At 69.6% G+C, this 22,855-nt stretch carries 24 protein-coding genes and 2 tRNA genes; 22 read left to right on the plus strand and 4 right to left on the minus strand.

Going from position 1 to position 22,855, the window contains the following annotated elements:
- The first annotated feature begins 12 nt into the window (after positions 1-12).
- Positions 13-429, plus strand: a complete 417-nt coding sequence (ndk, locus tag IEX05_RS05175; RefSeq protein WP_188700296.1) for a nucleoside-diphosphate kinase — start codon at positions 13-15, stop codon at positions 427-429.
- A gap of 57 nt (positions 430-486) precedes the next feature.
- On the opposite strand, the gene IEX05_RS05180 is transcribed toward ndk, so the two are convergent.
- The gene (locus tag IEX05_RS05180) at positions 487-1,125 is read right to left on the minus strand and encodes a vitamin K epoxide reductase family protein (RefSeq protein WP_188700297.1); all 639 of its coding nucleotides are present in this window, start codon (positions 1,123-1,125) and stop codon (positions 487-489) included.
- Positions 1,126-1,362: 237 nt separating this feature from the next.
- On the opposite strand from IEX05_RS05180, the gene IEX05_RS05185 reads away from it, so the two are divergent.
- Positions 1,363-3,642 carry an Rne/Rng family ribonuclease gene (locus tag IEX05_RS05185; protein WP_188700298.1) on the plus strand — a complete coding sequence of 760 codons (2,280 nt, stop codon included), beginning with the start codon at positions 1,363-1,365 and terminating at the stop codon, positions 3,640-3,642.
- 9 nt (positions 3,643-3,651) lie between these two features.
- Here the strand turns inward: IEX05_RS05185 and IEX05_RS05190 are convergent, their stop codons facing one another.
- On the minus strand, positions 3,652-3,942 hold the full coding sequence (locus IEX05_RS05190) for a DUF4031 domain-containing protein (protein WP_188700299.1): 291 nt from the start codon (positions 3,940-3,942) through the stop codon (positions 3,652-3,654).
- A 272-nt stretch (positions 3,943-4,214) separates the two neighbouring features.
- On the opposite strand from IEX05_RS05190, the gene rplU reads away from it, so the two are divergent.
- The 14 genes from rplU (at position 4,215) to IEX05_RS05260 (ending at position 12,972) form a co-directional block, all read left to right on the plus strand.
- On the plus strand, positions 4,215-4,523 hold the full coding sequence (gene rplU / locus IEX05_RS05195; protein WP_188700300.1) for a 50S ribosomal protein L21: 309 nt from the start codon (positions 4,215-4,217) through the stop codon (positions 4,521-4,523).
- 21 nt (positions 4,524-4,544) lie between these two features.
- The gene (rpmA, locus tag IEX05_RS05200) at positions 4,545-4,802 is read left to right on the plus strand and encodes a 50S ribosomal protein L27 (RefSeq protein WP_114116624.1); all 258 of its coding nucleotides are present in this window, start codon (positions 4,545-4,547) and stop codon (positions 4,800-4,802) included.
- Positions 4,803-4,889: 87 nt separating this feature from the next.
- Positions 4,890-6,401: a GTPase ObgE gene (gene obgE / locus IEX05_RS05205; RefSeq protein ID WP_188700301.1), complete on the plus strand. Its 1,512-nt coding sequence runs from the start codon at positions 4,890-4,892 to the stop codon at positions 6,399-6,401.
- Entirely contained in the window at positions 6,398-7,234 is an 837-nt protein-coding gene (proB, locus tag IEX05_RS05210) for a glutamate 5-kinase (protein WP_188700302.1), read from the plus strand. The genes obgE and proB overlap by 4 nt, the downstream gene beginning before the upstream one ends.
- A 2-nt stretch (positions 7,235-7,236) precedes the next feature.
- A complete protein-coding gene (locus IEX05_RS05215; RefSeq protein WP_188700303.1) occupies positions 7,237-8,490 on the plus strand; it encodes a glutamate-5-semialdehyde dehydrogenase in 1,254 nt (417 codons plus the stop codon).
- A gap of 65 nt (positions 8,491-8,555) precedes the next feature.
- Positions 8,556-8,750, plus strand: coding sequence for a hypothetical protein (locus tag IEX05_RS05220; RefSeq protein WP_188700304.1), 195 nt, complete (start codon positions 8,556-8,558; stop codon positions 8,748-8,750).
- Between the two features lie 10 nt (positions 8,751-8,760).
- Positions 8,761-9,360 carry a nicotinate-nucleotide adenylyltransferase gene (gene nadD, locus IEX05_RS05225; protein WP_268237860.1) on the plus strand — a complete coding sequence of 200 codons (600 nt, stop codon included), beginning with the start codon at positions 8,761-8,763 and terminating at the stop codon, positions 9,358-9,360.
- Positions 9,357-10,169: a hypothetical protein gene (locus tag IEX05_RS05230; RefSeq protein WP_188700305.1), complete on the plus strand. Its 813-nt coding sequence runs from the start codon at positions 9,357-9,359 to the stop codon at positions 10,167-10,169. Before nadD ends, IEX05_RS05230 begins: the two co-directional genes overlap by 4 nt.
- 20 nt (positions 10,170-10,189) lie before the next feature.
- Positions 10,190-10,552 (plus strand): ribosome silencing factor, encoded by a 363-nt coding sequence (rsfS, locus tag IEX05_RS05235; RefSeq protein WP_188700306.1) that lies wholly within the window; start codon positions 10,190-10,192, stop codon positions 10,550-10,552.
- Between the two features lie 57 nt (positions 10,553-10,609).
- Positions 10,610-10,682, plus strand: a tRNA-Ala gene (locus IEX05_RS05240).
- A gap of 33 nt (positions 10,683-10,715) precedes the next feature.
- Positions 10,716-10,788 (plus strand) — tRNA-Ala (locus IEX05_RS05245).
- A gap of 153 nt (positions 10,789-10,941) precedes the next feature.
- On the plus strand, positions 10,942-11,394 hold the full coding sequence (locus IEX05_RS05250; protein WP_188700307.1) for a VOC family protein: 453 nt from the start codon (positions 10,942-10,944) through the stop codon (positions 11,392-11,394).
- Positions 11,395-11,478: 84 nt separating this feature from the next.
- The gene (locus IEX05_RS05255) at positions 11,479-11,652 is read left to right on the plus strand and encodes a hypothetical protein (protein ID WP_188700308.1); all 174 of its coding nucleotides are present in this window, start codon (positions 11,479-11,481) and stop codon (positions 11,650-11,652) included.
- 90 nt (positions 11,653-11,742) lie between these two features.
- A complete protein-coding gene (locus IEX05_RS05260; RefSeq protein ID WP_188700309.1) occupies positions 11,743-12,972 on the plus strand; it encodes an MFS transporter in 1,230 nt (409 codons plus the stop codon).
- A 13-nt stretch (positions 12,973-12,985) separates the two neighbouring features.
- Here IEX05_RS05260 and IEX05_RS05265 read toward each other — a convergent pair whose 3' ends face one another.
- Entirely contained in the window at positions 12,986-13,642 is a 657-nt protein-coding gene (locus IEX05_RS05265; RefSeq protein ID WP_188700310.1) for a response regulator, read from the minus strand.
- The gene (locus tag IEX05_RS05270; protein WP_188700311.1) at positions 13,639-14,820 is read right to left on the minus strand and encodes a sensor histidine kinase; all 1,182 of its coding nucleotides are present in this window, start codon (positions 14,818-14,820) and stop codon (positions 13,639-13,641) included. The genes IEX05_RS05265 and IEX05_RS05270 overlap by 4 nt, the downstream gene beginning before the upstream one ends.
- Positions 14,821-14,959: 139 nt before the next feature.
- Between IEX05_RS05270 and IEX05_RS05275 the strand changes: the two genes are divergently transcribed.
- The 6 genes from IEX05_RS05275 to efp all read left to right on the plus strand — a co-directional run bounded on the left by IEX05_RS05275 (position 14,960) and on the right by efp (position 22,849).
- Entirely contained in the window at positions 14,960-16,261 is a 1,302-nt protein-coding gene (locus tag IEX05_RS05275; protein WP_188700312.1) for a serine/threonine-protein kinase, read from the plus strand.
- Positions 16,258-19,344, plus strand: a complete 3,087-nt coding sequence (locus IEX05_RS05280) for a hypothetical protein (protein ID WP_188700313.1) — start codon at positions 16,258-16,260, stop codon at positions 19,342-19,344. The genes IEX05_RS05275 and IEX05_RS05280 overlap by 4 nt, the downstream gene beginning before the upstream one ends.
- A gap of 39 nt (positions 19,345-19,383) precedes the next feature.
- The gene (gene aroC, locus IEX05_RS05285; RefSeq protein WP_188700314.1) at positions 19,384-20,589 is read left to right on the plus strand and encodes a chorismate synthase; all 1,206 of its coding nucleotides are present in this window, start codon (positions 19,384-19,386) and stop codon (positions 20,587-20,589) included.
- Entirely contained in the window at positions 20,586-21,116 is a 531-nt protein-coding gene (locus IEX05_RS05290; protein WP_188700315.1) for a shikimate kinase, read from the plus strand. The genes aroC and IEX05_RS05290 overlap by 4 nt, the downstream gene beginning before the upstream one ends.
- On the plus strand, positions 21,106-22,224 hold the full coding sequence (gene aroB, locus IEX05_RS05295; protein ID WP_188700316.1) for a 3-dehydroquinate synthase: 1,119 nt from the start codon (positions 21,106-21,108) through the stop codon (positions 22,222-22,224). Before IEX05_RS05290 ends, aroB begins: the two co-directional genes overlap by 11 nt.
- 61 nt (positions 22,225-22,285) lie before the next feature.
- Complete coding sequence (gene efp, locus IEX05_RS05300) at positions 22,286-22,849, plus strand: elongation factor P (RefSeq protein ID WP_188700317.1); 564 nt, start codon at positions 22,286-22,288, stop codon at positions 22,847-22,849.
- Positions 22,850-22,855 lie beyond the last annotated feature (6 nt).

Raw genomic sequence — 22,855 nt, forward strand, 5'->3', positions numbered from 1 at the left:
GGAAGGCACCTCATGGCCATCGAAGAGACCCTCGTTCTCGTCAAGCCCGACGGCGTCAAGCGTCAGCTCACCGGCGAGATCCTCTCGCGCATCGAGCGCAAGGGATACGAGATCGTCGACATCCGCAAGTTCACCCCCGAGCGCGAGCTGCTCGCCGCGCACTACGCCGAGCACGAGGGCAAGCCCTTCTACGAGCCGCTCGTCGAGTTCATGATGTCCGGAGACGTCGTGGCCGTGCGCGTCGCCGGTGACCGCGTCATCGAGGGCTTCCGCTCGCTCGCGGGAACGACCGACCCGACGACCGCGGCGCCCGGCACGATCCGCGGCGACCTCGGACGCGACTGGGGCCTCAAGGTTCAGCAGAACCTCGTCCACGGCTCCGACAGCGTCGAGTCGGCCCAGCGCGAGCTCGGCCTCTGGTTCGGCTGAGCCGGAACGGCAGTGCCCCGCACCGTATGACGGTGCGGGGCACTTCTGCGTTCGGGCTCAGCCCAGCTGCAGCACGTCGTAGAAGATCCAGTCGAGGATCGGCAGCTTCGTGATCGCGATGACGGCGATGATGAGGTACGAGGCCGTCGCGAGCAGCGGAAGCCAGGCCATCAGCGTGTTCGCGATCTGCTTCATCTTCTCGCCGAGCGGGATGGCGCCGATGCGCACGCTGTGCAGGAGAACGGCATAGAAGGACGGGATCGTCACGACCCACGTGACCATGCACCAGGGGCACAGGGTGCCGAGGTTGAAGATGCTCTGATAGATCAGCCAGCACACGAAGCCAAAGGCGAAGGTCAGGCCCGCCGTGAACGCGAGCCAGAACCACCTGCCGAATCGGGCTCCCGCCAGAATCGCCATGCCGACGACCAGCGACGCCATCCAGCCGATCAGGCCGATCACCGGATTCGGAAACCCGAAGGCGGATCCCTGCGGTGAGTTGAGGTTGACCGTGCACTGCACGATGGGGCTGATGTCGCAGCTCGCCGCGTGCACGCCGTTCGGGTCCTCGATCGTCGCGTACAGCGCGTCGAACTTCTCGATCGTCAATTGGAACGCCGCGACGAGCCCGACGACGCCGGCGATCACGAGCCAGATGGCGAGCCCCGTGGGGCGCTTGGTGGTCTGGGGAGACATGCTCCATAGTCTGACATTGCGAAGCTTAGGGTGACGCGCCCGGGGCTGTCAGAAAGGCGAGAAACGCGTGATGAGCCCGGGAAGTGCGATAATGGCGGCAGAAGACTTCGGAGCAATGGCTGCTCCGCGCGGCCCGCGTCGGGCACGACGTGGCCGCAGAATGATGAGACGTTGTCGCGCAGCGCGCAGTGCAACACGAACGTAACGGGCACGGCCCGTGCAGGGAGTCCGCCGGATATGGCCGAAGAGACGAATAAGCAGAACGAATCGCCCGATGAGAGCGCCGCCACCGACGAGCCCGTGAGCGAGGCGGTCGAATCCGCCGCTCAGGGCGTCTCCACGGAGGACGCCGGCGAGGCGGAGCCCTCGGGCGAGAGCGCCGAGAAGACGCCCGAGATCCCCACGGCCGTGAGCCTGGGGCTCATCGAGGAGAACTTCGTGTCGCGCGTCTCAACCGCGCTGAAGTTCCACGCGCCCGACATCAGCCTGTTCCCGCCGATTCCCGTCACCGCGTACGACGACGCGAACATCGACGAGGAGAGCGGCAATCGGGCGTCCCGTCGTCGCCGCCGTCGGGGGTCGAACGACGACGAGCGCCATGAGCCGCGCCAGCGCGTCGTCGAGGTGATCACCGAGCCGCAGCGCATCAAGGGCTCGACGCGCCTCGAGGCGAAGAAGCAGCGGCGACGCGATGGCCGCGACGCCGGGCGTCGACGCACGGTCGTCACCGAGGCGGAGTTCCTGGCGCGCCGCGAATCGGTCGACCGTCAGATGGTCGTGCGCTCCAAGCAGGGCCGCACGCAGATCGGCGTGCTGGAGGATGGCGTGCTCGTGGAGCACTACGTCGCCCGGGCCCAGGAGGCCTCGCTGATCGGCAACGTGTACCTCGGTCGCGTGCAGAACGTGCTGCCCTCCATGGAGGCGGCCTTCGTCGACATCGGGCGCGGACGCAACGCCGTGCTCTACTCGGGCGAGGTCGACTGGGACGCCGTCGAGACCGGCAACCAGCCCCGCCGCATCGAGCTGGCGCTGAAGCAGGGCGACAAGGTCCTCGTGCAGGTCACGAAGGATCCGGTCGGACACAAGGGCGCCCGCCTCACGAGCCAGATCTCGCTTCCGGGTCGCTACCTCGTGTACGTGCCGGGCGGATCCATGAACGGCATCTCGCGCAAGCTTCCCGACACGGAGCGCGCGCGCCTGAAGAAGATCCTCAAGAAGGTTCTGCCGGAGCACGCGGGCGTGATCGTCCGCACCGCCGCCGAGGGCGCGACGGAGGAGCAGCTCACGCGCGACGTGCAGCACCTGGCGCAGCAGTGGGAGCACATTCAGGTGCAGGTCGAGAAGGGCAATGCGCCGGCGATGTTGCACTCCGAGCCCGACCTGCTCGTGAAGATCGTGCGCGACGTCTTCAACGAAGACTTCCAGAAGATGATCATCCAGGGCGCCGAGTCGTACGAGACGATCACGCGGTACCTCGAGTCGGTCGCGCCCGATCTCCTCGAGCGCGTCGAGCGCTACGACGGCGAGAACGACCCCTTCGACGAGTACCGCATCACGGAGCAGATCGAGAAGGCGCTCGACCGCAAGGCCTGGCTGCCCTCCGGCGGATCCCTCGTGATCGACCGCACCGAGGCGATGACGGTGATCGACGTCAACACCGGAAAGTTCGTCGGTTCCGGCGGCAATCTGGAGGAGACGGTCACGAAGAACAACCTCGAGGCCGCCGAGGAGATCGTGCGCCAGCTGCGCCTGCGCGACATCGGTGGCATCATCGTGGTCGACTTCATCGACATGGTGCTCGAGTCGAACAGAGACCTCGTGCTTCGCCGCCTCATCGAGTGCCTCAGCCGCGATCGGACCAAGCATCAGGTCGCGGAAGTCACCTCCCTGGGCCTCGTGCAGATGACCCGCAAGAAGATCGGTCTCGGGCTCCTCGAGACGTTCAGCGAGCCGTGCGAGGTGTGCGCGGGCCGCGGCGTGGTCGTGCACCACGACCCCGTGATGAAGCACCGTTCGTCGGCGCCCGCCAAGCGCACACGCGGCGGATCCACCAGCAAGCCGCGTCAGAGCGCGCCCGCGAAGAGCGAGCACGCTACCGAGAAGGCCGATTCGTCGGCGCACGTGAACACCGAGAGCGCGAAGTCGGCGCTCGCGAAGATCGCCGCCTCGACGCTCGAGCACCACGACGACGCCGCGCCTGCGGCGCCGGCGGTCGCACCGCGCTCGCTGGACCAGCTCGCGGGCATCCTTCCCGAGGGCCCGCGCGGCGGCGCGCAGTCCGAGCAGGAGGAGCGCCCGCGCAAGCCGCGCCGGCGTCGCGCGAGCGATACGGGCGGATCCCCGGCCGCATCGGGACAGGCGGCGACGAACGACCCGAACGATCTGCTCGCGTCGGTGCTCAACGCTCTGCCGGAGCCGAAGGCGCCGGGACAGGGGCGCTCGCGCCGCCGCGTCACCACGGCGGCGCTGACGGGAACCGCCGTCAACGTCGCGCCGGTCGCCTCCGACGAGGACTGAGATCCGCGTTTACCGGCCCGGGTGCGTTCCGCGCCCGGGCCGGTCCTTCGCGCGGACCCGAAGGCCCGAGGCGATCAGGGCTCGGGTCAACTCACCGCTCGAGACGCGCCGGGCCCCCGCGGCGATGAGGCGCTCGAGACTCTCCTCGGCGACGTCGTAGTGATCGAGGTCGAACGCACGGCGCGGGATCCCCGCGCGCTCGGCGAATGCGTGCAGCTCGTCGAGGCTCGCGTCGCTCACGAGGTGCGACCAGAGCCGGCCGTGTGCGGGCCACATGGGGGTGTCGACGAGGATGGTCATGCCTGTCAGCATATTCTCGACGAATTCACGCGGCGCGCCGCCCGACTGATTCGCCGTCGGCCCCGGAAGTCGGGTAAAGTATCTCTTTGGTGCATCCCCCTGTCGTGCGCTCACCCACTGGCGGCACGACACACACCATGCTCGGGGAGGCACCACGCACCTCCAGTGCGTAGAGGATCGTAGAAGGCCCTGTTCCCTCGGGGCTCGATACGCCAAGGTTTCCCGTGAGATTCGGATGGCCCCGCGCCATCCCCAATGAAACAGGTATCAACGTGGTTTACGCAGTTGTTCGCGCCGGTGGCCGGCAGGAGAAGGTCGAGGTTGGCTCGATCATCACACTCGACCGTGTCCAGGCCGCCGAGGGTGAGTCGATCGAGCTGCCCGCCGTTCTCTTCGTCGACGGCGCTGCTGTGACGACCGACGCCGAGGCTCTCGCCAAGGTCACGGTCACGGCTGAGGTTCTGAACGACCTTCGCGGCCCGAAGATCGTCATCCAGAAGTACAAGAACAAGACCGGTTACAAGAAGCGCCAGGGTCACCGTCAGGACCTCACGCGCGTCAAGATCACCGGCATCAAGTAATTCGCGAGAAGAGGCTAAGAGATGGCACATAAGAAGGGCGCAAGCTCCACCCGCAACGGTCGTGACTCGAACGCGCAGCGCCTCGGCGTGAAGCGCTTCGGCGGCCAGGAGGTCAACGCCGGCGAGATCCTCGTCCGCCAGCGCGGCACCCACTTCCACCCGGGCGCCAACGTCGGCCGCGGTGGCGACGACACGCTGTTCGCTCTCGCAGCGGGCGCTGTCGAGTTCGGCTCCAAGGGCGGCCGCAAGGTCGTCAACGTGGTGGCCGCCGCCGAGTAATTCTCGCGGACACTTCGCTTGGAACGGGGGCGGGCTTCAGCTCGCCCCCGTTTCGCGTTATCTCGAATCTTCCTATAAAGAGGCACCATGGTCACGTTCGTCGATGAAGTCACCCTCCACCTGAAGGCGGGAAGCGGTGGCAATGGCTGCGTTTCTGTGCGCCGAGAGAAGTTCAAGCCACTCGCCGGCCCCGACGGCGGAAACGGCGGTGACGGGGGCGACATCGTGCTCGTGTCCGACCCGCAGACGACGACGCTGCTCGCGTACCACTTCTCCGCCCACCGGAAGTCGGAAAATGGCGGCTTTGGCATGGGCGACATGCGCCACGGGCACAAGGGGCAGACGCTCGAGCTGCCCGTTCCGATCGGCACCGTCATCAAGGATCCGTCGGGCGAGGTACTCGCCGACTTCAGCGAGCCCGGCATGCGTTTCATCGCGGCGCCCGGCGGCCAGGGCGGCCTCGGCAACGCGGCGCTCGCCTCGCAGAAGCGGAAGGCACCGGGATTCGCGCTGCTCGGCACGCCCGGGTGGGAGGGCGACGTCGTGCTCGAGCTCAAGACGCTCGCCGATGTCGCGCTCGTCGGGTACCCGTCCGCCGGCAAGTCGAGCCTGATCGCGGCGATCTCGGCCGCTCGGCCGAAGATCGCGGACTACCCGTTCACGACCCTCCATCCGAACCTCGGCGTGGTGCAGGCCGGCGACGTGCGATACACGGTCGCCGACGTACCCGGGCTCATCGAGGGTGCGAGCGAAGGCCGGGGCCTGGGTCTCGAGTTCCTGCGGCACGTGGAGCGGTGCACCGCGCTCGTGCACGTCCTCGACTGCGCCACCCTCGAACCGGGCCGCGATCCGCTCAGCGACCTCGAGGTCATCCGGTCCGAGCTCGGCAACTACGAGGTCCCGGAGGGCCAGGTTCCGCTCTTGGAGCGCCCGCAGATCGTCGTGCTGAACAAGATCGACGTGCCCGAGGCCGAGGAACTGGCCGACTTCGTGCGTCCCGATATCGAGGCCCTCGGGTACCGCGTCTTCGAGGTGTCGACAGTCGCGCGCCGCGGGCTGCGCGAACTGACCTTTGCGCTCGGCGAGATCGTCGAGGATCAGCGCGTGAACGCCCCGGTCGAGGCGCCCGCCGAGCGCATCATCATCCGCCCGAAGGGCTCGGAGAAGGACTTCACGATCGTGAAGGAGGGCGGCTCCTACGGCACCTTCTTCCGCATCCGGGGAGAGAAGCCCGAGCGCTGGGTGAAGCAGACCGACTTCAACAACGAGGAAGCCGTCGGTTATCTCGCCGACCGCTTCGAGAAGCTCGGTGTGGAGGACGCGCTCTACCGCGCCGGTGCGACGCCGGGGGCGACGGTCGTCGTCGGCGACGAGGACATGGTCTTCGACTGGGATCCCTCGCTGACGTCGGCGGCCGAGCTGACGCAGGCGCCGCGAGGCACCGATCCGCGGCTCGAGGGCAATCAGCGGCGCACGACGGCCGAGCGCCGCGACGCGTACAAGGCGCGCCAGGATGCCCGCACGATTGAGCGTGCCCTCGAAGAAGAGCGCCGCCTCGCGCGCCAGGGCGACGAGGAGTACCTCGGAGGCGCGGAGTGACCGCATACACGCGCGGTGAGATCGCGAGCGCGCGCCGCGTCGTCGTCAAGGTCGGCTCCTCGTCGATCAGCGGTGACTCGTCGTGGCGCATCGATCCGCTCGTGGACGCCATCGCGGCGGCGCGTGCCCGCGGGCAGGAGGTGATCCTGGTCTCCTCGGGCGCGATCGCGACGGCGCTGTCGCTCGTCGACTTCGGAACGACGCGCCCCAACGACCTCGCCTCGCAGCAGGCCGCCGCGGCGGTCGGCCAGAACGTGCTGATGCGCCGGTGGCAGGCGAGCCTCGATCGGCACGCGCTGCTCGCGGGCCAGGTGTTGCTGACCCTGAGCGACATGCAGAACGACACGCCGCGGCAGAACGCGCGCCGCGCGATCGACCGCATGCTGACACTCGGGATCCTGCCGATCGTGAACGAAAACGACACGGTCGCGACGCACGAGATCCGCTTCGGTGACAACGACCGACTCTCGGCGCTCGTCGCGCACCTCATGAAGGCCGACGCGCTCGTGCTGCTGAGCGACATCACCGCGCTCTACACGGCCCCGCCGGACCGGGAGGGCTCCCGACCGATCGATACCATCGCCGCGGGCGACGATCTGTCGCGCTTCGAGTTCGGCGACAAGGTCGTCAACAGCGTCGGAACCGGGGGAGCGGCGACGAAGGCGACCGCCGCCCGCCTCGCGCAGGATAATGGGATCGGAGCGCTCGTCACGAGCGCGGACAACATCGGTGCGGCGCTTGCGGGCGACAGCGTCGGAACGTGGTTCGCGCCGGCGCCGAGCGCCGAGCCCCGCACGGACGTGCTGTCCGTGATACTTCACGACGAGGAGTGACCATGACGGCTGCAGCGATCGAAGAGCGCTTTCGTGCCGCGAAGCGGGCGTCCCGAGGCGCGGCTCGCCTGACGAGCACGCAGAAGTCCGAGGCGCTGGGCGCGATCGCCGACGCGCTCGAGGCGAATAGCGCGCGGATCATCGCGGCCAATGCGGAGGACCTGCAGCGCGGCCGGGAGAACGGCATCGGCGATTCGCTGCTCGACCGCCTCGCGCTCGACGAGGCGCGGGTGTCCGCGCTCGCAGACGCGACGCGCGAGGTCGCGTCGCTCCCGGATCCCGTCGGCGAGGTCGTGCGCGGCTCGCGCCTCGCGAACGGCGTGCGCCTCGAGCAGATCCGCGTCCCGTTCGGCGTGGTCGGGGCGATCTATGAGGCGCGTCCGAACGTGACCGTCGACATCGCGGCCCTCGCGCTGCGCTCCGGCAACGCCGCGGTACTGCGCGGTGGAAGCGCCGCGCTCAGCTCGAATATGGTGCTGGTCGACGTGATGCGCGAGGCCCTCGCGGGTCTCGGCATCGACCGCGACACGATCCAGACCGTCGACGACTTCGGCCGCGACGGCGCGACGGCGCTCATGACGGGCCGCGGCTTCATCGACGTGCTCGTGCCGCGCGGATCCGCCTCGCTCATCGAGACCGTCGTCACGACGTCCACGGTGCCCGTGATCGAAACCGGCGCCGGCAACGTGCACGTCGTCCTCGACTCGAGCGCGCCCGATGACTGGGCTCGCGAGATCACCGTGAATTCGAAGACCCATCGCCCGAGCGTCTGCAACTCGGCCGAGAGCGTGCTCGTCCTGCGCGACGCGGCCGAGCGCCTGGTGCCGCTCGTCGGGAGGGCACTGCAGGAGGCCGGCGTCACCATCCACGGCGACGAGACCGTGGCGTCGCTTCTCGACGGTGTCGTGCCGGCGACCGAGGACGACTGGGCGACCGAGTACCTCACGCTCGACATCGCGATGCGCGTCGTCGACAGCCTCGACGACGCCCTCGATCACATCGACACCTACAGCACGCATCACACGGAGACGATCGTCACGACCGATGTGCGCAATGCCGAGCGTTTCCTCGCCGAGGTCGACTCGGCCGCCGTCTACGTCAACACGTCGACGCGCTTCACCGACGGCGGCGAGTACGGGTTCGGCGCCGAGGTCGGCATTTCGACGCAGAAGCTGCACGCCCGCGGGCCGATGGGGCTTCCCGAGCTGACGAGCACGAAGTGGGTCGGACGAGGCGCCGGACAGGTTCGTCGCTGACAGGCTTCGTCAGTGCCACACGATAAGCTGACACCACACACGTTTTTCCTCTGAACGGAGTCAGGATGCACACCGCTTCCTCCATCGTCACCCTCGCATCCGAGGGCGTCGATCACATGCAGCTCGCGCTCGAGACGCTTCCTTATGGCCTCATCGCGGTCGCCGTCTTCGGCATCCTCGCGCTCATCACGGCGTCGTACTCGAACGTCGCGCACCGTCACGAGCCCGCGAAGAAGCACGACGACGAGCACCAGCACTGAGGTCGCACACGTGACCTCATCGTCCGGAGTGCCGCGCATCGGGGTGATGGGCGGTACGTTCGATCCCATCCATCACGGCCACCTGGTGGCCGCGAGCGAGGTGGCGACGAGCTTCGATCTGGACGAGGTGATCTTCGTGCCGACGGGGCAGCCCTGGCACAAGACCGAGGTGTCGCCGGCCGATGCCCGCTACGAGATGACGGTCATCGCGACCGCGTCCAACCCCCGCTTCACCGTGAGCCGGGTCGACATCGACCGGGACGGCCCCACTTACACCGTCGACACGCTTCGTGATCTCAAGCAACAGCGGCCGGATGCGGAACTGTTCTTCATCACGGGCGCGGACGCCGTGGCGCAGATCCTCGGGTGGCGAGACCACGACGATCTCTGGAGCCTCGCGAATTTTGTGGCGGTCTCACGGCCGGGTCACGTGTTGGAGACGCATGATCTTCCCAACGACCAGATCCGCCAGCTCGAGATCCCCGCGCTTGCGATCTCGTCCACCGACTGCCGGCAGCGCGTGGAGCGGGGCCAACCGGTGTGGTATCTGGTGCCAGACGGCGTCGTTCAGTACATTGCGAAACATCATCTTTATCGGAGCAGGGCATGAGCACACCTGACGAGCAGACCGGCCGCCCGCTGACGCGGCGTGAGCTTCGTGAGCTTCGCGCCAAGGGCATCGACTCGACCGGCCGCGGCGAGGCGGCGGCTCCTCCGATCGATGAGGCCGCCGAGGCCCCGTCGGCCGAGCCCGCATCGCAGACGGAGGCCGCGGTCGACGACGCCTCGACCACCGCGCCGGATCCGGCCGTCGAGCAGTCGCCGGCGGAGAAGGCAGATCCCGCGCCGCGGCCCCATCCGCCGCTCACGCGCAAGGAGATGCGCCAGCTCCGCACGAACGAGGTGCCGATCGTCAGCGCCGAGCTTCCGTCGACACCGGAAGCCGACGCGCCGCCGCTGACACAGCCGGATACGCCCGTCAGCACGACGGTCTTCGAGATGCCGAAGCTCGACCCGGCATTCGGATCCGGAGTGGGCACCTCGACAACGCGGGACAACACCAGCTTCGACTCGCTCATGGAGCAGGGCCCGACGACGTCGCCGAGCTCGATCCTGATGACGAGCTCGCACCGCCTTCCGGATGGCATCGGCTCGACCGGCGCCGCCCACGGCACCACCGATGGCCGCGACATCGACGCGGTGCTCATCGACGGCGAGCTCCCCGCGGCGTCGTCGCCGACGCCGATCGCGGCATCGAGTGCGATCTCGACCCAGAAGAGCGCGGCCGAGGTGCTGCGCCCGCCGACCCCCGAGAAAGGGCGCAACCTTCTTCTCGTCCTCGGCATCACGGCAGGTGCGCTCGGTATCGTTGCCGTCGGCACCCTTGCCACCCTCTACTTCACAGGAGCTTTCAACTAGTGCGCGATTCGTCTCTCGACATGCTTCAGACCGCGGTCAACGCGGCCGACAAGATGGGTGGTGAAGACTTCGTCGCCCTCGACGTGTCCGAGCCGATGCCGCTTGCCGACATCTTCTTCATCGTCACGGGCCGCTCGGAGCGCAACGTCGGTGCGATCTCGGACGAGATCGAGCGCGAGTTGCACAAGACCGGCCACAAGCTCCTGCGCCGCGAGGGCAAGGCCGGCGGCCGCTGGATCCTGTGCGACTTTGGCGATCTCATCGTGCACGTGTTCCACGGCGAGGAGCGCGAGTACTACGCGCTCGAGCGCCTGTGGAAGGACTGCCCGACGGTGCCGTTCGAGATGCCGACACGCCCGTCCGTCGCGGGCGATTTCGCCTGAATCAACCGATTGTTGTAAGCTGAATGAGTTGTCCGCGAGGGCAACACATCACAAATCGGGCCCATGGCGCAGCTGGTAGCGCACCTGCATGGCATGCAGGGGGTCGGGGGTTCGAGTCCCCCTGGGTCCACGATTTGCCTCCCGCGGGAGCAAGTCTTTTTCTGGGCCCATGGCGCAGCTGGTAGCGCACCTGCATGGCATGCAGGGGGTCGGGGGTTCGAGTCCCCCTGGGTCCACAGATCGTCCCTGTCCGGCATCGCCGGGCAGGGATTTTTGCTCTGCAGTCCGCCGCGTTTCTCGCCTCTGTTGCCGCGCGCTCGATCCCGGTACATTGATTACGCCCGATCCGGGCCGCGTGTGTCGTGCAACACCCGAGCAATGGAGCCAGCATGATCTTCGTCAACCTGCCCACGACCGATCTCGAGCGCAGCAAGGCGTTCTATACCGCACTGGGTTGCGACATCAACCCGCTCTTCACCGATGAAAACGCGGCATGCATCGTCTGGGACGACGACACCTTCTTCATGGTGCTGACACACGGGCACTTCTCGCAGTTCACCGATAAGCCCATCGCCGACGCGCACGCCAGCGCGCAGGTCATCGTGTCGTTCATGCTCGGGTCCCGCGAGGAGGTCGACGCGAAGATTGCCGCGGGTCTCGCCGCGGGCGGATCCGAACCCCGCCATGCGCAGGACTACGGATTCATGTACCAGCGTTCCATCGAAGACCCGGACGGCAACAACCTCGAGTTCGGATACATGGATCCGCAGGCCGCGGAGCATGGTCCCGAGGCCTATGTCGCCGAGCACGGCGCCGGGCCCGATCCGGTTCCCGGCGCCTGAGATAGCGGCTCCGCGGCTCGCTTGTCAACCCCATCGGGGCCGCCGGATCCGCCTCGTATATTCGGGGCAACGAGAGGAGATGACATGACCAACCCCATCCCCAACTTCATCCCCGTGGTGCCGCCGCCCAGCGACGAGGACGTCAACGCGCCGGTCGTCGAGGAGGAGGGCGAGACCGTCCTCGACCCGGATGCCGACCCCAGTCGCATCGACAGCGCGGAGGCGGATCGCATCGCCTCCGGAGCCGACGAGGAGTAATCCCGCATCACGAAGACCCCCGCCGAGCGGCGGGGGTCTTCGCGTGCGCGGCGTCAGCGTGGGATGTGCTCGGAGCTATTCTGAGGGCATATGAACCGCCGCCCGTTACCCGATGCCGAGTCCTTCCGATTGCGCGATATCGCCGTCGCGGCGTACGGTCCGTCCGCACTCTTCGGGCTCGCGGAGGGGGCGATGCTCCCCGTCATCATCCTCTCGGCCATCGAGAAGGGCGCCTCGCTCTCCACGGCGGCGTTCATCGCCGCACTCCTCGGCATCGGCTCGATCCTCACCAACATCCCCGCGGGCGCGCTCACGACCCGCATCGGTGAGCGTCTCAGCATGGTGCTGGCCGCCGCGGCCTCCGCGTGCGGCCTGCTTCTGTGCATCCTGCCGTTCGGGCTGTGGGTCTACGGCGCGGGAGTGTTCGTGCTCGGCGCGGCCGCGGCGGTCTTCACGCTCGCCCGGCAGACATATCTGACCGACATGGTGCCGCCGCGCATGCGCGCGCGGGCGCTGTCGACGCTCGGCGGATCCATGCGCATCGGCGTGTTCATCGGACCGTTTCTCAGCGCGGCCGCAATGCACTTCTTCGGCGTGACGAGCGCGTACGTGATCTCGCTCGTCGCGGTGATCGGCGCGGGCCTCATCGCCTTCACGGTGCCCGATCTCGAGACACGCACGCCCGCGGCCGTGCACGCGGCGAAGTCCATCTCAACCGCCCGCATGTTCACGACCCACTGGCGCACCTTCCTCACGCTGGGCATCGCCGTGCTGCTTCTCAGCGCCATCCGCCAATCGCGTCAGATCGTCATCCCGCTTTGGGCCACGCACATCGGTCTCGACGAATCGCAGGCGTCGATCATCTACGGCATCGCCGGTGCGATCGATGCGGCCGTCTTCTATCCCGCGGGCAAGGTCATGGACCGCTTCGGCCGTCGCGCCGTCGCCGTACCGTGCATGGTGCTCATGGGGATGAGCTTCGTGCTCATGCCGCTTACCGGCGGGTTCGTCGCGCTCATGCTCGCCGCGATGCTGATGGGCTTCGCAAACGGCCTCGGCTCGGGCATCATCATGACGCTCGGTGCGGATGTGTCGCCGGCGGTCGGGCGCCCGACCTTCCTCGGCCTGTGGCGGGAGTTCGCCGATGCCGGCGCGGGACTCGGGCCCGTGCTGCTCTCGAGTCTCACGGCCCTCGCCTCGCTGAGCGTCGGCGTGGTCGCGACGGGGTGCATCGGCTTCGCCGCAGCGCTCGCGATGTGGGCGTGGATCCCGCGGCGGCCCGCCGACACCGGGGCGCCGCCGGAGTCGCCGTCCCCATAACGGCGGCCACGGGTCACGCGCCGGGGGAGACCAGCCCGCTCTCGTAGGCGAGGATCACGAGTTGCGCGCGGTCGTGCGCGCCGACCTTCGCCATGATGCGGTTGACATGCGTCTTCGCGGTGTGCGGCGAGATGAAAAGCTGCGCCGCGATGTCCTGGTTCGAGCGCCCGCGCGCGACGAACTCGAGCACCTCGCGTTCGCGCTCCGTGAGCAGTTCGATCTCGGGCGAGGGCTCGGGGGACCGCCCGCGAACGACGCGTGAGATGAGGCTGCGCGTCGCGGCGGGCGAGAGGAGAGCATCGCCCGCATGGACGGCACGCACGGCGCGCAGGATGTCCTCGGGCTCGGATCCCTTTCCGATGAAGCCGCTCGCGCCCGCGCGGAGCGCCGATACGACGTAGTCGTCCTCCTCGAAGGTGGTGAGGATCAGCACCCGAGTGTCGACGTTTGCCGGATCGGAGCAGATCGCCGTCGTCGCGGCGATGCCATCGAGGACCGGCATGCGGATGTCCATCAGGACGACGTCCGGGCGCAGGGCGCGCACCGCCTCGACGGCTGCGGCGCCGTTGGTCGCCTCGCCCACGACCCGCACGCCGTCCCTCCCATGGAGGAGGTCGGTCACGGCCTGGCGGATCAGCGACTGGTCGTCGACGACGAGCACGGTGGTCATGAGGCGCTTCCCTTCGCGAACGGCAGCTCGGCCCGCAGACGGTAGACGCCGTCCTCGTGACCGGACCAGACCGATCCTCGCACGGCAGCCGCGCGCTCGCGCATCCCGATGAGGCCGAGCCCGCCGCCCGGTAGCGCGGTCCCGGTGCGGGACGCGGGATTCGTCACCTCGATGACGAGCGCGTCCTCGCCCGCCGTCAGCTCGACGCGCGCCGCGCGCCCCGATCCGTGTTTGTGGGCATTGGTGAGCGCCTCCTGCACGATCCGGTACGCCACCCGGTCGGTCGCGCCCGCCGCGCGCGCGAGATCGCCGTTCGCGTGCAGTTCGACGCGGAGGCCCGCAGCCTCGAATGACGCGACGAGCTCGGACAGGGAGGCGAGGCCGAGCTGGGGCGCCTCAACCGCCTGCTCGGTGCCGCGCAGGTATCGCAGCAGGTCGCCGATGTCGCCCAGCACCGCCCGGGAGGCCTCACGAATCGTCGCGAGCGCCGCCCGCGCCTTATCGGGGCGCTCCTCGAGTGCCCCGGAGGCGACGCCCGCGTTGAGGCTGATCACGGAGATGCGGTGGGCGACGGTGTCGTGTAGATCCTGCGCGATGCGTAACCGTTCCTCCGCGACGCGGCGATGCGCCTCGGCCTCGCGCGTACGTTCGGCCCGCTCCGCCCTCTCCTCGGCCGCGCGCAGATAGTCGCGCCGCGAACGAGCGCTGTCGCCGAGGGCCGTTGCGACGGCGATGGCGGCGGCGACCTGGAACACACGGGGGTCGACAACGCCGAAGTCGGCGGTCGTCACGCTCAGTACGGCGACGGCCAGCGCACCGAGCCCACCCACCGTGAAGCCGAATCGGCGCGGGCGCCGGGATCCCATCGAGTACGCCGCGATGACGACCGCGATGCCGGCGCCGAGCGAGGCCGGGCCGACGAATGCCGTGGCGCCGTACAGCGCGAGGCAGCCGACCGTCACCGCGATCGGCCAGCGGCGGCGCAGAGGCAGGGCCGCAGCTGCGGCCACGACGGCGGCGAACGCGACGATCGACGTCGCGGCCTCCGCGCCGTGGGGCCCCGGCCCCATCGGACCGCGATCCGGGACCGCGAGCGTCAGCACGACGACCGCGATTGCGATCGCGTCTGCCGCCCAGTCGGGCAGGTGTGTCGACGATCGCTGCGGGGCCGAGGTCATGGATCCATTCTCGCCGCCCGGCCCGTGCGCGGATCCCGACGCGCATACCGCACTGGCGGTATTTCCGCCCGAGAACCCGGACGTCTGAGTCCTCGGCGACCGCGCGTGCGCGCGGGGCGGGAGCCGCTAGCGTGGGGTCGTGAGCACTCGGACCTTTGCCTCGCGCTCGGGGCTCGGCGACGACGGGCTGTCGCTGGGGCTTGCGCCCGCGCGCACGCCCGGCGGGATCGTCGCGCAGCCGAGCTTCTTCCGCGGCTTCGCGGTGCACCCGCGCGCCGTCGCACAGGGGCTCGTCACCCTCGCCGACATCACGGCGACCAGGTACTTCCGTGTGGCGCCGACGACGCTGAAGGATCCCGTTCTCACAGCGCACGGCGACCGTCTGCGGGCCGAGGTCTTCTCGGCCGACAACAGCGTGTACGCGCGTCTCGACGTGCCCGCGAGCGCGCTCGACGGCGGCGAGATCTCGCACGGCACGACGAACGTCGACATCGGCGAAGACATGCGCCGCATGCTCGCCCTGGTGCCGCAGGCCGAACTTCTACACCTCGACGTCGGATCCGCCGGGCTCTCGGCCGCGACGCCGACCGCGCAGGCGGCAGAACGTCCCGTTGCGATGCCGGATCGGTGGGTGCGCGCGCTCGGCAACGCGGCCGAGCTGCACCGGGACCTCGAGCACCGCTTCGACGCGGGCGCCGCGCATGCGCGGGCGTTCCTCGCCCAGCTGCCGCCCGCGACGGCAACAGGCCGCGACGGGTGGCTCTCGGCGGGTCGCGCGGGGATCCGGGTCTCGGCGCGCCCCGGCGGGGTGTGGATCGCGGGTCTCAACCGGCTCTCGGCGCTGAAACGGCTCCTCACGCTGGCGACCGGGCTCAGCGTGTACGGATCCGACGGCGGCGCTGCCGTCGAGGTGCATCTGCCGGGGGCCCGACTGCTCGTGGCGCTCACCGAGTCGGTCACGCGAGGCTATTCCGGTGAGGGCGCCCTGCTCGAATCGCTCGCGAGCCCCACCGTCCTCGATGACGCCGCGATCGTATCCGCCGTGCTCGCGTACGAGCCCCTCATCGACGTCGGGCGGCTCGCGAAGGACGCGGGCCTCTCTTCCGGAGCGACGCGCGACGCGCTCGCGGTGCTCGCCTCGTCGGGCCGGGTGGGGTGGGATCCGCGGGATGGGGCCTACTTCCATCGCGAGCTGCCCGACGCCCCTGAACGCGCCGAACGAGACAATCCGCGCCTCGTCCGCGCCCGCGGCATCGCGGCGCGCGAGGGCGCGATTACCCGCGACGGCGCCGCTTATCTCGTCGACGGTGGCAACGGCGTGCATCGCGTGAGCGCCGCCCGCGAGGGCCGGATGTGCACGTGCACCTGGTACCTGCGCTACGGGTCGGGTCGCGGACCCTGCGCCCACATGCTCGCGATCGACCTCCTGGAGAAGAGATGACCCTCGCCGCCGCAATCGACGTTTTCCGCGAGCTCGGCTGGTCCGGCGCGGGCCTCGATGAGATCATGACGCTGCCGCTCGGCACGCCCGCGCAGCGCCGCGTGGCGAGGGCGGGGCTCGCGAAGGGCGCGTGGGGCGGAATCGAGCAGCTCGATGAGCGGTCGTGGGGTTGGCGTAGCTCCGTCGACGTCGACAGCGACCTGCTGGGCGCGTTCGCCGTGCGGGTGGGGGTGACGGCCCGGCGGGCGGCCGAAATCTTCCCGAGGGGGCTGTCGCCGCGGATCCAGGGGGAGTTGCTCGCGGAGCGCGGAGCGGACTTCGTCGCGGCGTTCGTGCGCGGCGGGCGCCGCGCACTCTGGGAGAGCGCGGGCATCGTGTACGCGATGGCGCTCACCGGGGCCGAGACGCCGAGCGATCCCGAATACCTCGAGCGATGGGCAGGCATCGCCGTCGGCGCGATGGGGGAGCAGGGCGAGGTGCCCGCCGACATCATCGGCGCGCGCTACCGGGACAGCCTCACGGCGCTCCTCCAGGGGGCCGTCCCCGTGCGCTTCGACGCCGCCGCGCTCGTCGGAGGAGGCGTCGAACGTGGGTGGATCACCGTGGAGGAGGCGCGAGAGCTCGTGCTCTTCGCGATGGATCGGGCCCAGCGACCCTCGGACTGCGTCGCGTGGTCGCGGGTGCTGAGCGATACCCTCGGCGCGCCGCACGGCTGGCTTCGTGAGCGCGCCTCCGTGCTGATCTCTGCGATGTCCTTCGGCGACGACGCGGTCATCACGGCGTTCGTCCCCGTCCTGCTGTCCGCGGGCGAAGACGAGCTGTCGATGCCGGCCCTCCTCGTGGGGCTCGCGGCGCGGAGCGCCAAGGCACGGGCGGCCGTGCTCGCCGCCGCCCTGGAGGCGCCCGTTCCCAGCCCCGACGTCATCGCCGCGGTAGGTGAGCAAGTGAGCGAACTCGCCGACGCGACGGACCGGCGGGTCGCACAGGCGGCGAGGGCCGTGATGGTGGCCTGGGGGATCACCGCGGCGCCCGCAGTCGAGACGCCGCCCGAACAGCCGAGGGGTCTGTGGCGCGCGACGCCCGCGATCGCAGAGGTGCCGCGCTTCGATGCGGGCGAGGCGAGCCCCGAACAACTCACGACCCTTGCCTCGGCGCTCGTCACCGGAGCCGGTGAGCCCGTCGCGCTCGTTGTCGAGCGCTTCCTCGCGACGGCGAACACCCTCGCGCGGGCCGATGCCGAGGCGGCGCGCACGGCGCTGCGCGGCGTGCGCCCGTCGTGGGCGCGCGGCCTCGTCGGGGTGCACCCGTGGGTGACGGGAGGCGAGTGCCCGGCCGCGGATCGACACGGCTCGTATCAGCCGGCGTACACGGCGCGCGACACCGCGGTGTTCCAACGTCTCGGATCCGTGCCGCAGCTCCTGTCGACGCCCAGCTGGGACGACTTCCGGATCGACCCCGGCGACCTCGCCGACCGCCTCGAGGCCTACGGCGAGCAGGCCGTGCTCGAGGCCGACCTGCAGATCGCGCTCGCTCGCCTCGATCTCGACCTCGTCACCGCCGACCTCGAGCGCAGGCTCGGGGCCGCGCCCCACCCGGTGCTCCTGCAGGACGGCGCGCACGCCGCGGCCCGCGCGGGCGAGATCCTCGCGCGGTGGCTGCGGGAGCCCGCCGCGTATCCGGAGCGGAGCGACGACCCCTGGTCTCCGGTCCGTCCCGTGCCGGCTATCGCCGATCTTCCGCCGCGGCTCACCGCGTCGTTCGCCCTCATCGACGCCACGCTCTTCCCGAAATGGTCTGAGGCGGCCTTCGACCCCGCGGATGCACGAGTGGCGGCTGTGCGCTCGCGCCCGAACGGGGTCGCCCCCTCGACCCTCCTGCTCAACAACGTCGGCGAGGGCGCGACACCGCTCGACGCGGCCATTGCCGCGTGGGAACGCGGAGTGCTCGTGCCGGGCATCGCCACCGCCGACGCGCTTTCGTGGAGGGGCGCGGTCAGCTCGATCGCGGCGCGAGCCGAGGCATGGTCGGTGCTCGCCGAGGCGGGCATGCTGAGCGTCGTCTGGCCGCTCGCCGTCGACGTCGTCGCCCTGTCCTCCGCGGGCGCGCGCGTCGCGCCGGGCGTCGCCGAGCTCGTCGAGATGCTCGCGCGGTACCTCCCGGAGGTGGAGCTCGCGGTCGCAACGGGACTCGCGCCTGCGGAGGCACTCGCGATGCCTCCGGTTCGGCGGCTCGCGGAGCGCGGCGGATCCTCAGCCGCCGTGCGCGCGGCGCGGGACCTCGCGGGCCGCCTCCCCGCGCCCGAACCGGCGGAGACCGCGATCGCGGCCGCGACGCCGGCGCCGCGCCTTTCGGACGACGAGTTCGCGCGCGTCTGGCCCCCGACGGCGGATCCGAATCCGCTCGATGACGGTGCCGCCATCGTCGTCGACGTCGTCGCCTCTCCGCGCGGTCCCGTGCCCGTGCTCGTCCTCACGCTTCCGAGCGGTGAGGTGGTGCGCGCGGAGAGGCCGAGCTGGCTCTTCCCCGTCGTCCACGAGGCCCAGGCGGAGGTGACCGACGCCGACGGCGGCGAACGGTGGCTCCGCTACGAACACGGCGGGCTGGTGCTCGCGCCGAGCCGTGAACAGCCGGGTGAGGTGCGGGAGGTCTCGCGCGCCCTCGTCGCGCTGATGCTCGTCTCGCAGACCCTCAAGGACCCGGAGACCTACTACTTCGCCGATGCCGTCCGGCGGCAAGTCGTCGGCGCACGCGCCATCGACGATGCGGTGCGCGCGCTGCTTCCGTGCGAGGGGTTCGACCCGCACCGGGTCATGCGGGTGCTGCGATACGCTCCGGAGACGCTACCCGCGCTGTGGCCCGTGCTCCGGCGGGCGATTGAGCACGCCGAGAGCCTCGGGAAGAGTCCGGCCTGGCTCGTCCGCATCATCGACGTCGTCACCGAGCACGCCGAGCCTCTGCGTGCCGCGGCCGGGCGTGGGCTCATCCCCGGCGACTGGCCGGGTCTTGCGAGCGCGGCGACGTCGGCGAGTTCGGCCGCCGCGCGGCGGAAGGCGCGGATCCTCCTCGACGCGCTCGGGATCTGAGCGCACGGCTAAGCCCCGAGTTCATGGAAGACTAGACGAATGCTTCGTGTGCTGACCGCCGGCGAATCGCACGGCCCCGAACTCATCGCCATCATGGAGGGCCTGCCCGCGGGCGTGCCCGTGAGCCCTGAGGACATCCAGGCAGACCTCCAGCGACGCAAGCTCGGCTATGGCCGCGGCTCGCGCATGAAGTTCGAGCAGGACGAGCTGACGATCTCCGGTGGTGTTCGCCACGGATTCACGATGGGCAGCCCCATCGCGCTGCGCATCGGCAACACGGAATGGCCGAAGTGGACCGAGGTGATGAGCGCGACACCCGTCGAGCTCAGCGAGAAGTCTCGCGGCCGCGGCGCCCCGCTGACCCGCCCCCGGCCCGGCCACGCCGACCTCGTCGGCATGCAGAAGTACGGCTTCGATGAGGCCCGACCGATCCTCGAACGCGCCAGCGCGCGGGAGACGGCCGCCCGCGTAGCCCTCGGCGCCGTCGCGCGCAAGTTCCTCGGCGAGCTCGGCATCACCCTCGTGAGCCACACCCTGTCGATCGGCCCCGTCGCCGTGCCGGAGGGCTCGCCCGTGCCGGTGCCGGCCGACGTCGACGCGCTCGACGCGGATCCGCTGCGCTGCTTCGACAAGGCGACGAGCGACAGGATGGTCGCCGAGATCGATGACGCCCGTAAGTCCGGAGACACTCTGGGCGGCATCGTCGAGGTGCTCGCCTACAACCTGCCCCCGGGCCTCGGTTCGCACGTGCAGTGGGACCGCCGACTCGACGCGAAGCTGGCGCAGGCTCTGATGAGCATCCAGGCCATCAAGGGCGTCGAGGTCGGCGACGGCTTCGAGACCACCCGCCGCCGCGGATCCGTCGCGCACGACCCGCTGCACCCGTCGGACGAGGGCATCGCCCGCGAGTCCGACCGAGCCGGCGGCACCGAGGGCGGCATGTCGACCGGTACGACGTTGCGCGTGCGCGCGGGGATGAAGCCCATCGCCACCGTGCCGCACGCGCTCGAGACCATCGATGTGGCGACGGGCGAGGTCGCCTCCGCGCACCACCAGCGCTCCGACATCTCCGCCGTGCCCGCCGCGGGTGTGGTCGCGGAGGCGATGGTTGCCATCACCCTCGCAGACGTCGTCCTCGAGAAGTTCGGCGGCGACTCGATCGACGAGACGCGACGCAACCTCGAGGGCTACCTCGCCGCGATCCCGGAGACGCTCAAGACGGCGTCGCACTCGATCGGGCGATGACGAAGACCGTCGTCTTCACGGGCCCGATGGGGGCCGGTAAGTCGAGCATTGGCCGCCGGGTCGCGAAGAAGATCGGTGCGTCGTTCACCGACACCGACTCGGTCATCGTGGCCCGTCACGGCGCGATCGCGACGATCTTCTCCGAGCACGGCGAGGACGAGTTCCGCCGCATCGAACGCGAGATCGTCGCCGAGGCCGTCGCGGGCGGGGGAGTCGTCGCTCTCGGCGGCGGAGCGGTGCTCGCGCCCGAGACGCGCGAGCTACTCCGCGACCACCTCGTGATCTTCCTCGACGTGGACGAGCACACGATCTCCGCGCGGATCCGCGGGGCAAAGCGCCCGCTGCTCAACGAGGAGGATCCGGTCGAGGCGTGGAAGCGCATCGCGAACGCGCGTCGGCCGATCTACGAGGCCATCGCCGACGTGCGCTATGACACATCGCACGGCCCGATCAAAGCGGTCGTCGAGTCGGCCGCCGAGTGGGCCAGGGAACGCATCGGGACGAAGGAGAACGAGAATGAGCGATAACACCGTCATCAGCGTGTCGGGCGATCAGGGCTACGACGTCATCGTCGGCCGGGACGTTCGGCACGAGCTCCGAGGCGCGCTGCCCGAGACGGCGAAGAAGGTGCTGATCGTGCACCAGCCCTCCCTCGGACGGATCGTCAACGACCTCCGCGACGAGCTGCTCGCCGACGGCGAGCTCGAGGTGCTGCTCGCCGAGATCCCGGACGCCGAGGGCGCCAAGCGGATCGAGGTCATCTCGTTCCTCTGGGGAATCCTGGGGCAGGCGGACTTCGCCCGCACGGACGCGATCGTCGGCTTCGGCGGGGGAGCGGCGACCGATGTCGCCGGTTTCGCCGCAGCGACGTGGCTCCGCGGCATCGCCGTCGTGCAGGTTCCCACGACGGTGCTCGGCATGGTCGACGCCGCGATCGGCGGCAAGACGGGTATCAACACCTCAGAGGGCAAGAACCTCGTCGGCTCGTTCTGGGCGCCGCGGGCCGTGCTCTGCGACCTTGAACTGCTCGAACCGCTCGCGCCCAACGAGCGAACCGCGGGCTTCGCGGAGGTCGTGAAGGCGGGATTCATCGCTTACCCGGAGATCCTCGACATCGTCGAGCGCGCCCCGCAACGGGCACTCGATCCCGAGACCCCCGAGTTCCGCCGCTGCATCGAGCTCGCGATCCGGATGAAGGCCGAGGTCGTCGGCGAAGACTTCCGCGAGGCCGGCCTGCGCGAGACGCTCAACTACGGTCACACGCTCGGCCACGCCATCGAGCACGCGGAGCGCTACCAGTGGCGTCACGGCGCCGCGGTCTCGATCGGCATGATGTTCGCGGCCGAGCTCTCGAGGCTCGCCGGGCGGTTGAGTGACGACGCCGTGGACCGCCACCGCCGCATCCTCGAATCGCTCGGCCTGCCCACCACGTATCGGGCGGGCGCCTTCAATCAGCTGCTCGCGACGATGCAGCGCGACAAGAAGGTCCGGCAGGGCCAGCTGCGCTTCATCGTCCTCGACGAGATCGGCAAGCCCGCCGTGATGCAGGCGCCCGATCAGACGCTGCTCTTCGCCGCCTACCAGGAGATCGGCGAGGAGTCGTCCGGCGCAATCATCCAGACTGGTTCGCGATAGAATCTCCCGTCGGGCTTCGCGCCCGCGCTCGCACACAAAAACGAAACGGAATACCTGACACATGGCATCGACCGCAGACATCCGCAACGGCGTCGTCCTCTCCATCGACGGCAACCTCTGGAGCGTCATCGAGTTCCAGCACGTCAAGCCGGGCAAGGGCGGCGCGTTCGTCCGCACGAAGCTCAAGAACGTCGTGTCGGGCAAGATCGTCGACAAGACCTTCAACGCCGGTTCGAAGGTCGACATCCAGCAGGTCGACCGTCGCGACTTCCAGTACCTGTACAACGACGGCGAGAACTACGTGTTCATGGACGTCGAGGACTACGACCAGATCAGCGTGTCGGACGCGGTCGTCGGCGACGCCAGCCGCTTCCTGCTCGAGAACATGCAGGTGCAGATCGGCATGCACAACGGCCAGCCGCTGTACCTCGAGATGCCGCCGTCGGTCGTCGTGGAGATCACCTACACCGAGCCCGGCCTCCAGGGCGACCGCTCGAACGCCGGAACGAAGCCCGCCACGATCTCGACGGGTGCCGAGATCCAGGTGCCGCTGTTCCTGAACGAGGGCGTCAAGGTCAAGGTCGACACCCGCACGGGCGACTACCTCGGTCGCGTCAACGACTGATCCCTC

Origin of the sequence: Microbacterium nanhaiense (assembly GCF_014646015.1) — a bacterium.
Classification (GTDB): domain Bacteria; phylum Actinomycetota; class Actinomycetes; order Actinomycetales; family Microbacteriaceae; genus Microbacterium; species Microbacterium nanhaiense.

What these genes read in the sequence shown, in the direction of transcription:
- ndk (WP_188700296.1), top strand. Translation starts at nt 13, where the DNA reads ATGGCCATCGAAGAGACCCTCGTTCTCGTCAAGCCCGACGGCGTCAAG.
- IEX05_RS05180 (WP_188700297.1), bottom strand. Translation starts at nt 1,125, where the DNA reads ATGTCTCCCCAGACCACCAAGCGCCCCACGGGGCTCGCCATCTGGCTC.
- IEX05_RS05185 (WP_188700298.1), top strand. Translation starts at nt 1,363, where the DNA reads ATGGCCGAAGAGACGAATAAGCAGAACGAATCGCCCGATGAGAGCGCC.
- IEX05_RS05190 (WP_188700299.1), bottom strand. Translation starts at nt 3,942, where the DNA reads ATGACCATCCTCGTCGACACCCCCATGTGGCCCGCACACGGCCGGCTC.
- rpmA (WP_114116624.1), top strand. Translation starts at nt 4,545, where the DNA reads ATGGCACATAAGAAGGGCGCAAGCTCCACCCGCAACGGTCGTGACTCG.
- obgE (WP_188700301.1), top strand. Translation starts at nt 4,890, where the DNA reads ATGGTCACGTTCGTCGATGAAGTCACCCTCCACCTGAAGGCGGGAAGC.
- IEX05_RS05215 (WP_188700303.1), top strand. Translation starts at nt 7,237, where the DNA reads ATGACGGCTGCAGCGATCGAAGAGCGCTTTCGTGCCGCGAAGCGGGCG.
- IEX05_RS05220 (WP_188700304.1), top strand. Translation starts at nt 8,556, where the DNA reads ATGCACACCGCTTCCTCCATCGTCACCCTCGCATCCGAGGGCGTCGAT.
- IEX05_RS05230 (WP_188700305.1), top strand. Translation starts at nt 9,357, where the DNA reads ATGAGCACACCTGACGAGCAGACCGGCCGCCCGCTGACGCGGCGTGAG.
- rsfS (WP_188700306.1), top strand. Translation starts at nt 10,190, where the DNA reads ATGCTTCAGACCGCGGTCAACGCGGCCGACAAGATGGGTGGTGAAGAC.
- IEX05_RS05250 (WP_188700307.1), top strand. Translation starts at nt 10,942, where the DNA reads ATGATCTTCGTCAACCTGCCCACGACCGATCTCGAGCGCAGCAAGGCG.
- IEX05_RS05255 (WP_188700308.1), top strand. Translation starts at nt 11,479, where the DNA reads ATGACCAACCCCATCCCCAACTTCATCCCCGTGGTGCCGCCGCCCAGC.
- IEX05_RS05260 (WP_188700309.1), top strand. Translation starts at nt 11,743, where the DNA reads ATGAACCGCCGCCCGTTACCCGATGCCGAGTCCTTCCGATTGCGCGAT.
- IEX05_RS05265 (WP_188700310.1), bottom strand. Translation starts at nt 13,642, where the DNA reads ATGACCACCGTGCTCGTCGTCGACGACCAGTCGCTGATCCGCCAGGCC.
- IEX05_RS05270 (WP_188700311.1), bottom strand. Translation starts at nt 14,820, where the DNA reads ATGACCTCGGCCCCGCAGCGATCGTCGACACACCTGCCCGACTGGGCG.
- IEX05_RS05280 (WP_188700313.1), top strand. Translation starts at nt 16,258, where the DNA reads ATGACCCTCGCCGCCGCAATCGACGTTTTCCGCGAGCTCGGCTGGTCC.
- aroC (WP_188700314.1), top strand. Translation starts at nt 19,384, where the DNA reads ATGCTTCGTGTGCTGACCGCCGGCGAATCGCACGGCCCCGAACTCATC.
- IEX05_RS05290 (WP_188700315.1), top strand. Translation starts at nt 20,586, where the DNA reads ATGACGAAGACCGTCGTCTTCACGGGCCCGATGGGGGCCGGTAAGTCG.
- aroB (WP_188700316.1), top strand. Translation starts at nt 21,106, where the DNA reads ATGAGCGATAACACCGTCATCAGCGTGTCGGGCGATCAGGGCTACGAC.
- efp (WP_188700317.1), top strand. Translation starts at nt 22,286, where the DNA reads ATGGCATCGACCGCAGACATCCGCAACGGCGTCGTCCTCTCCATCGAC.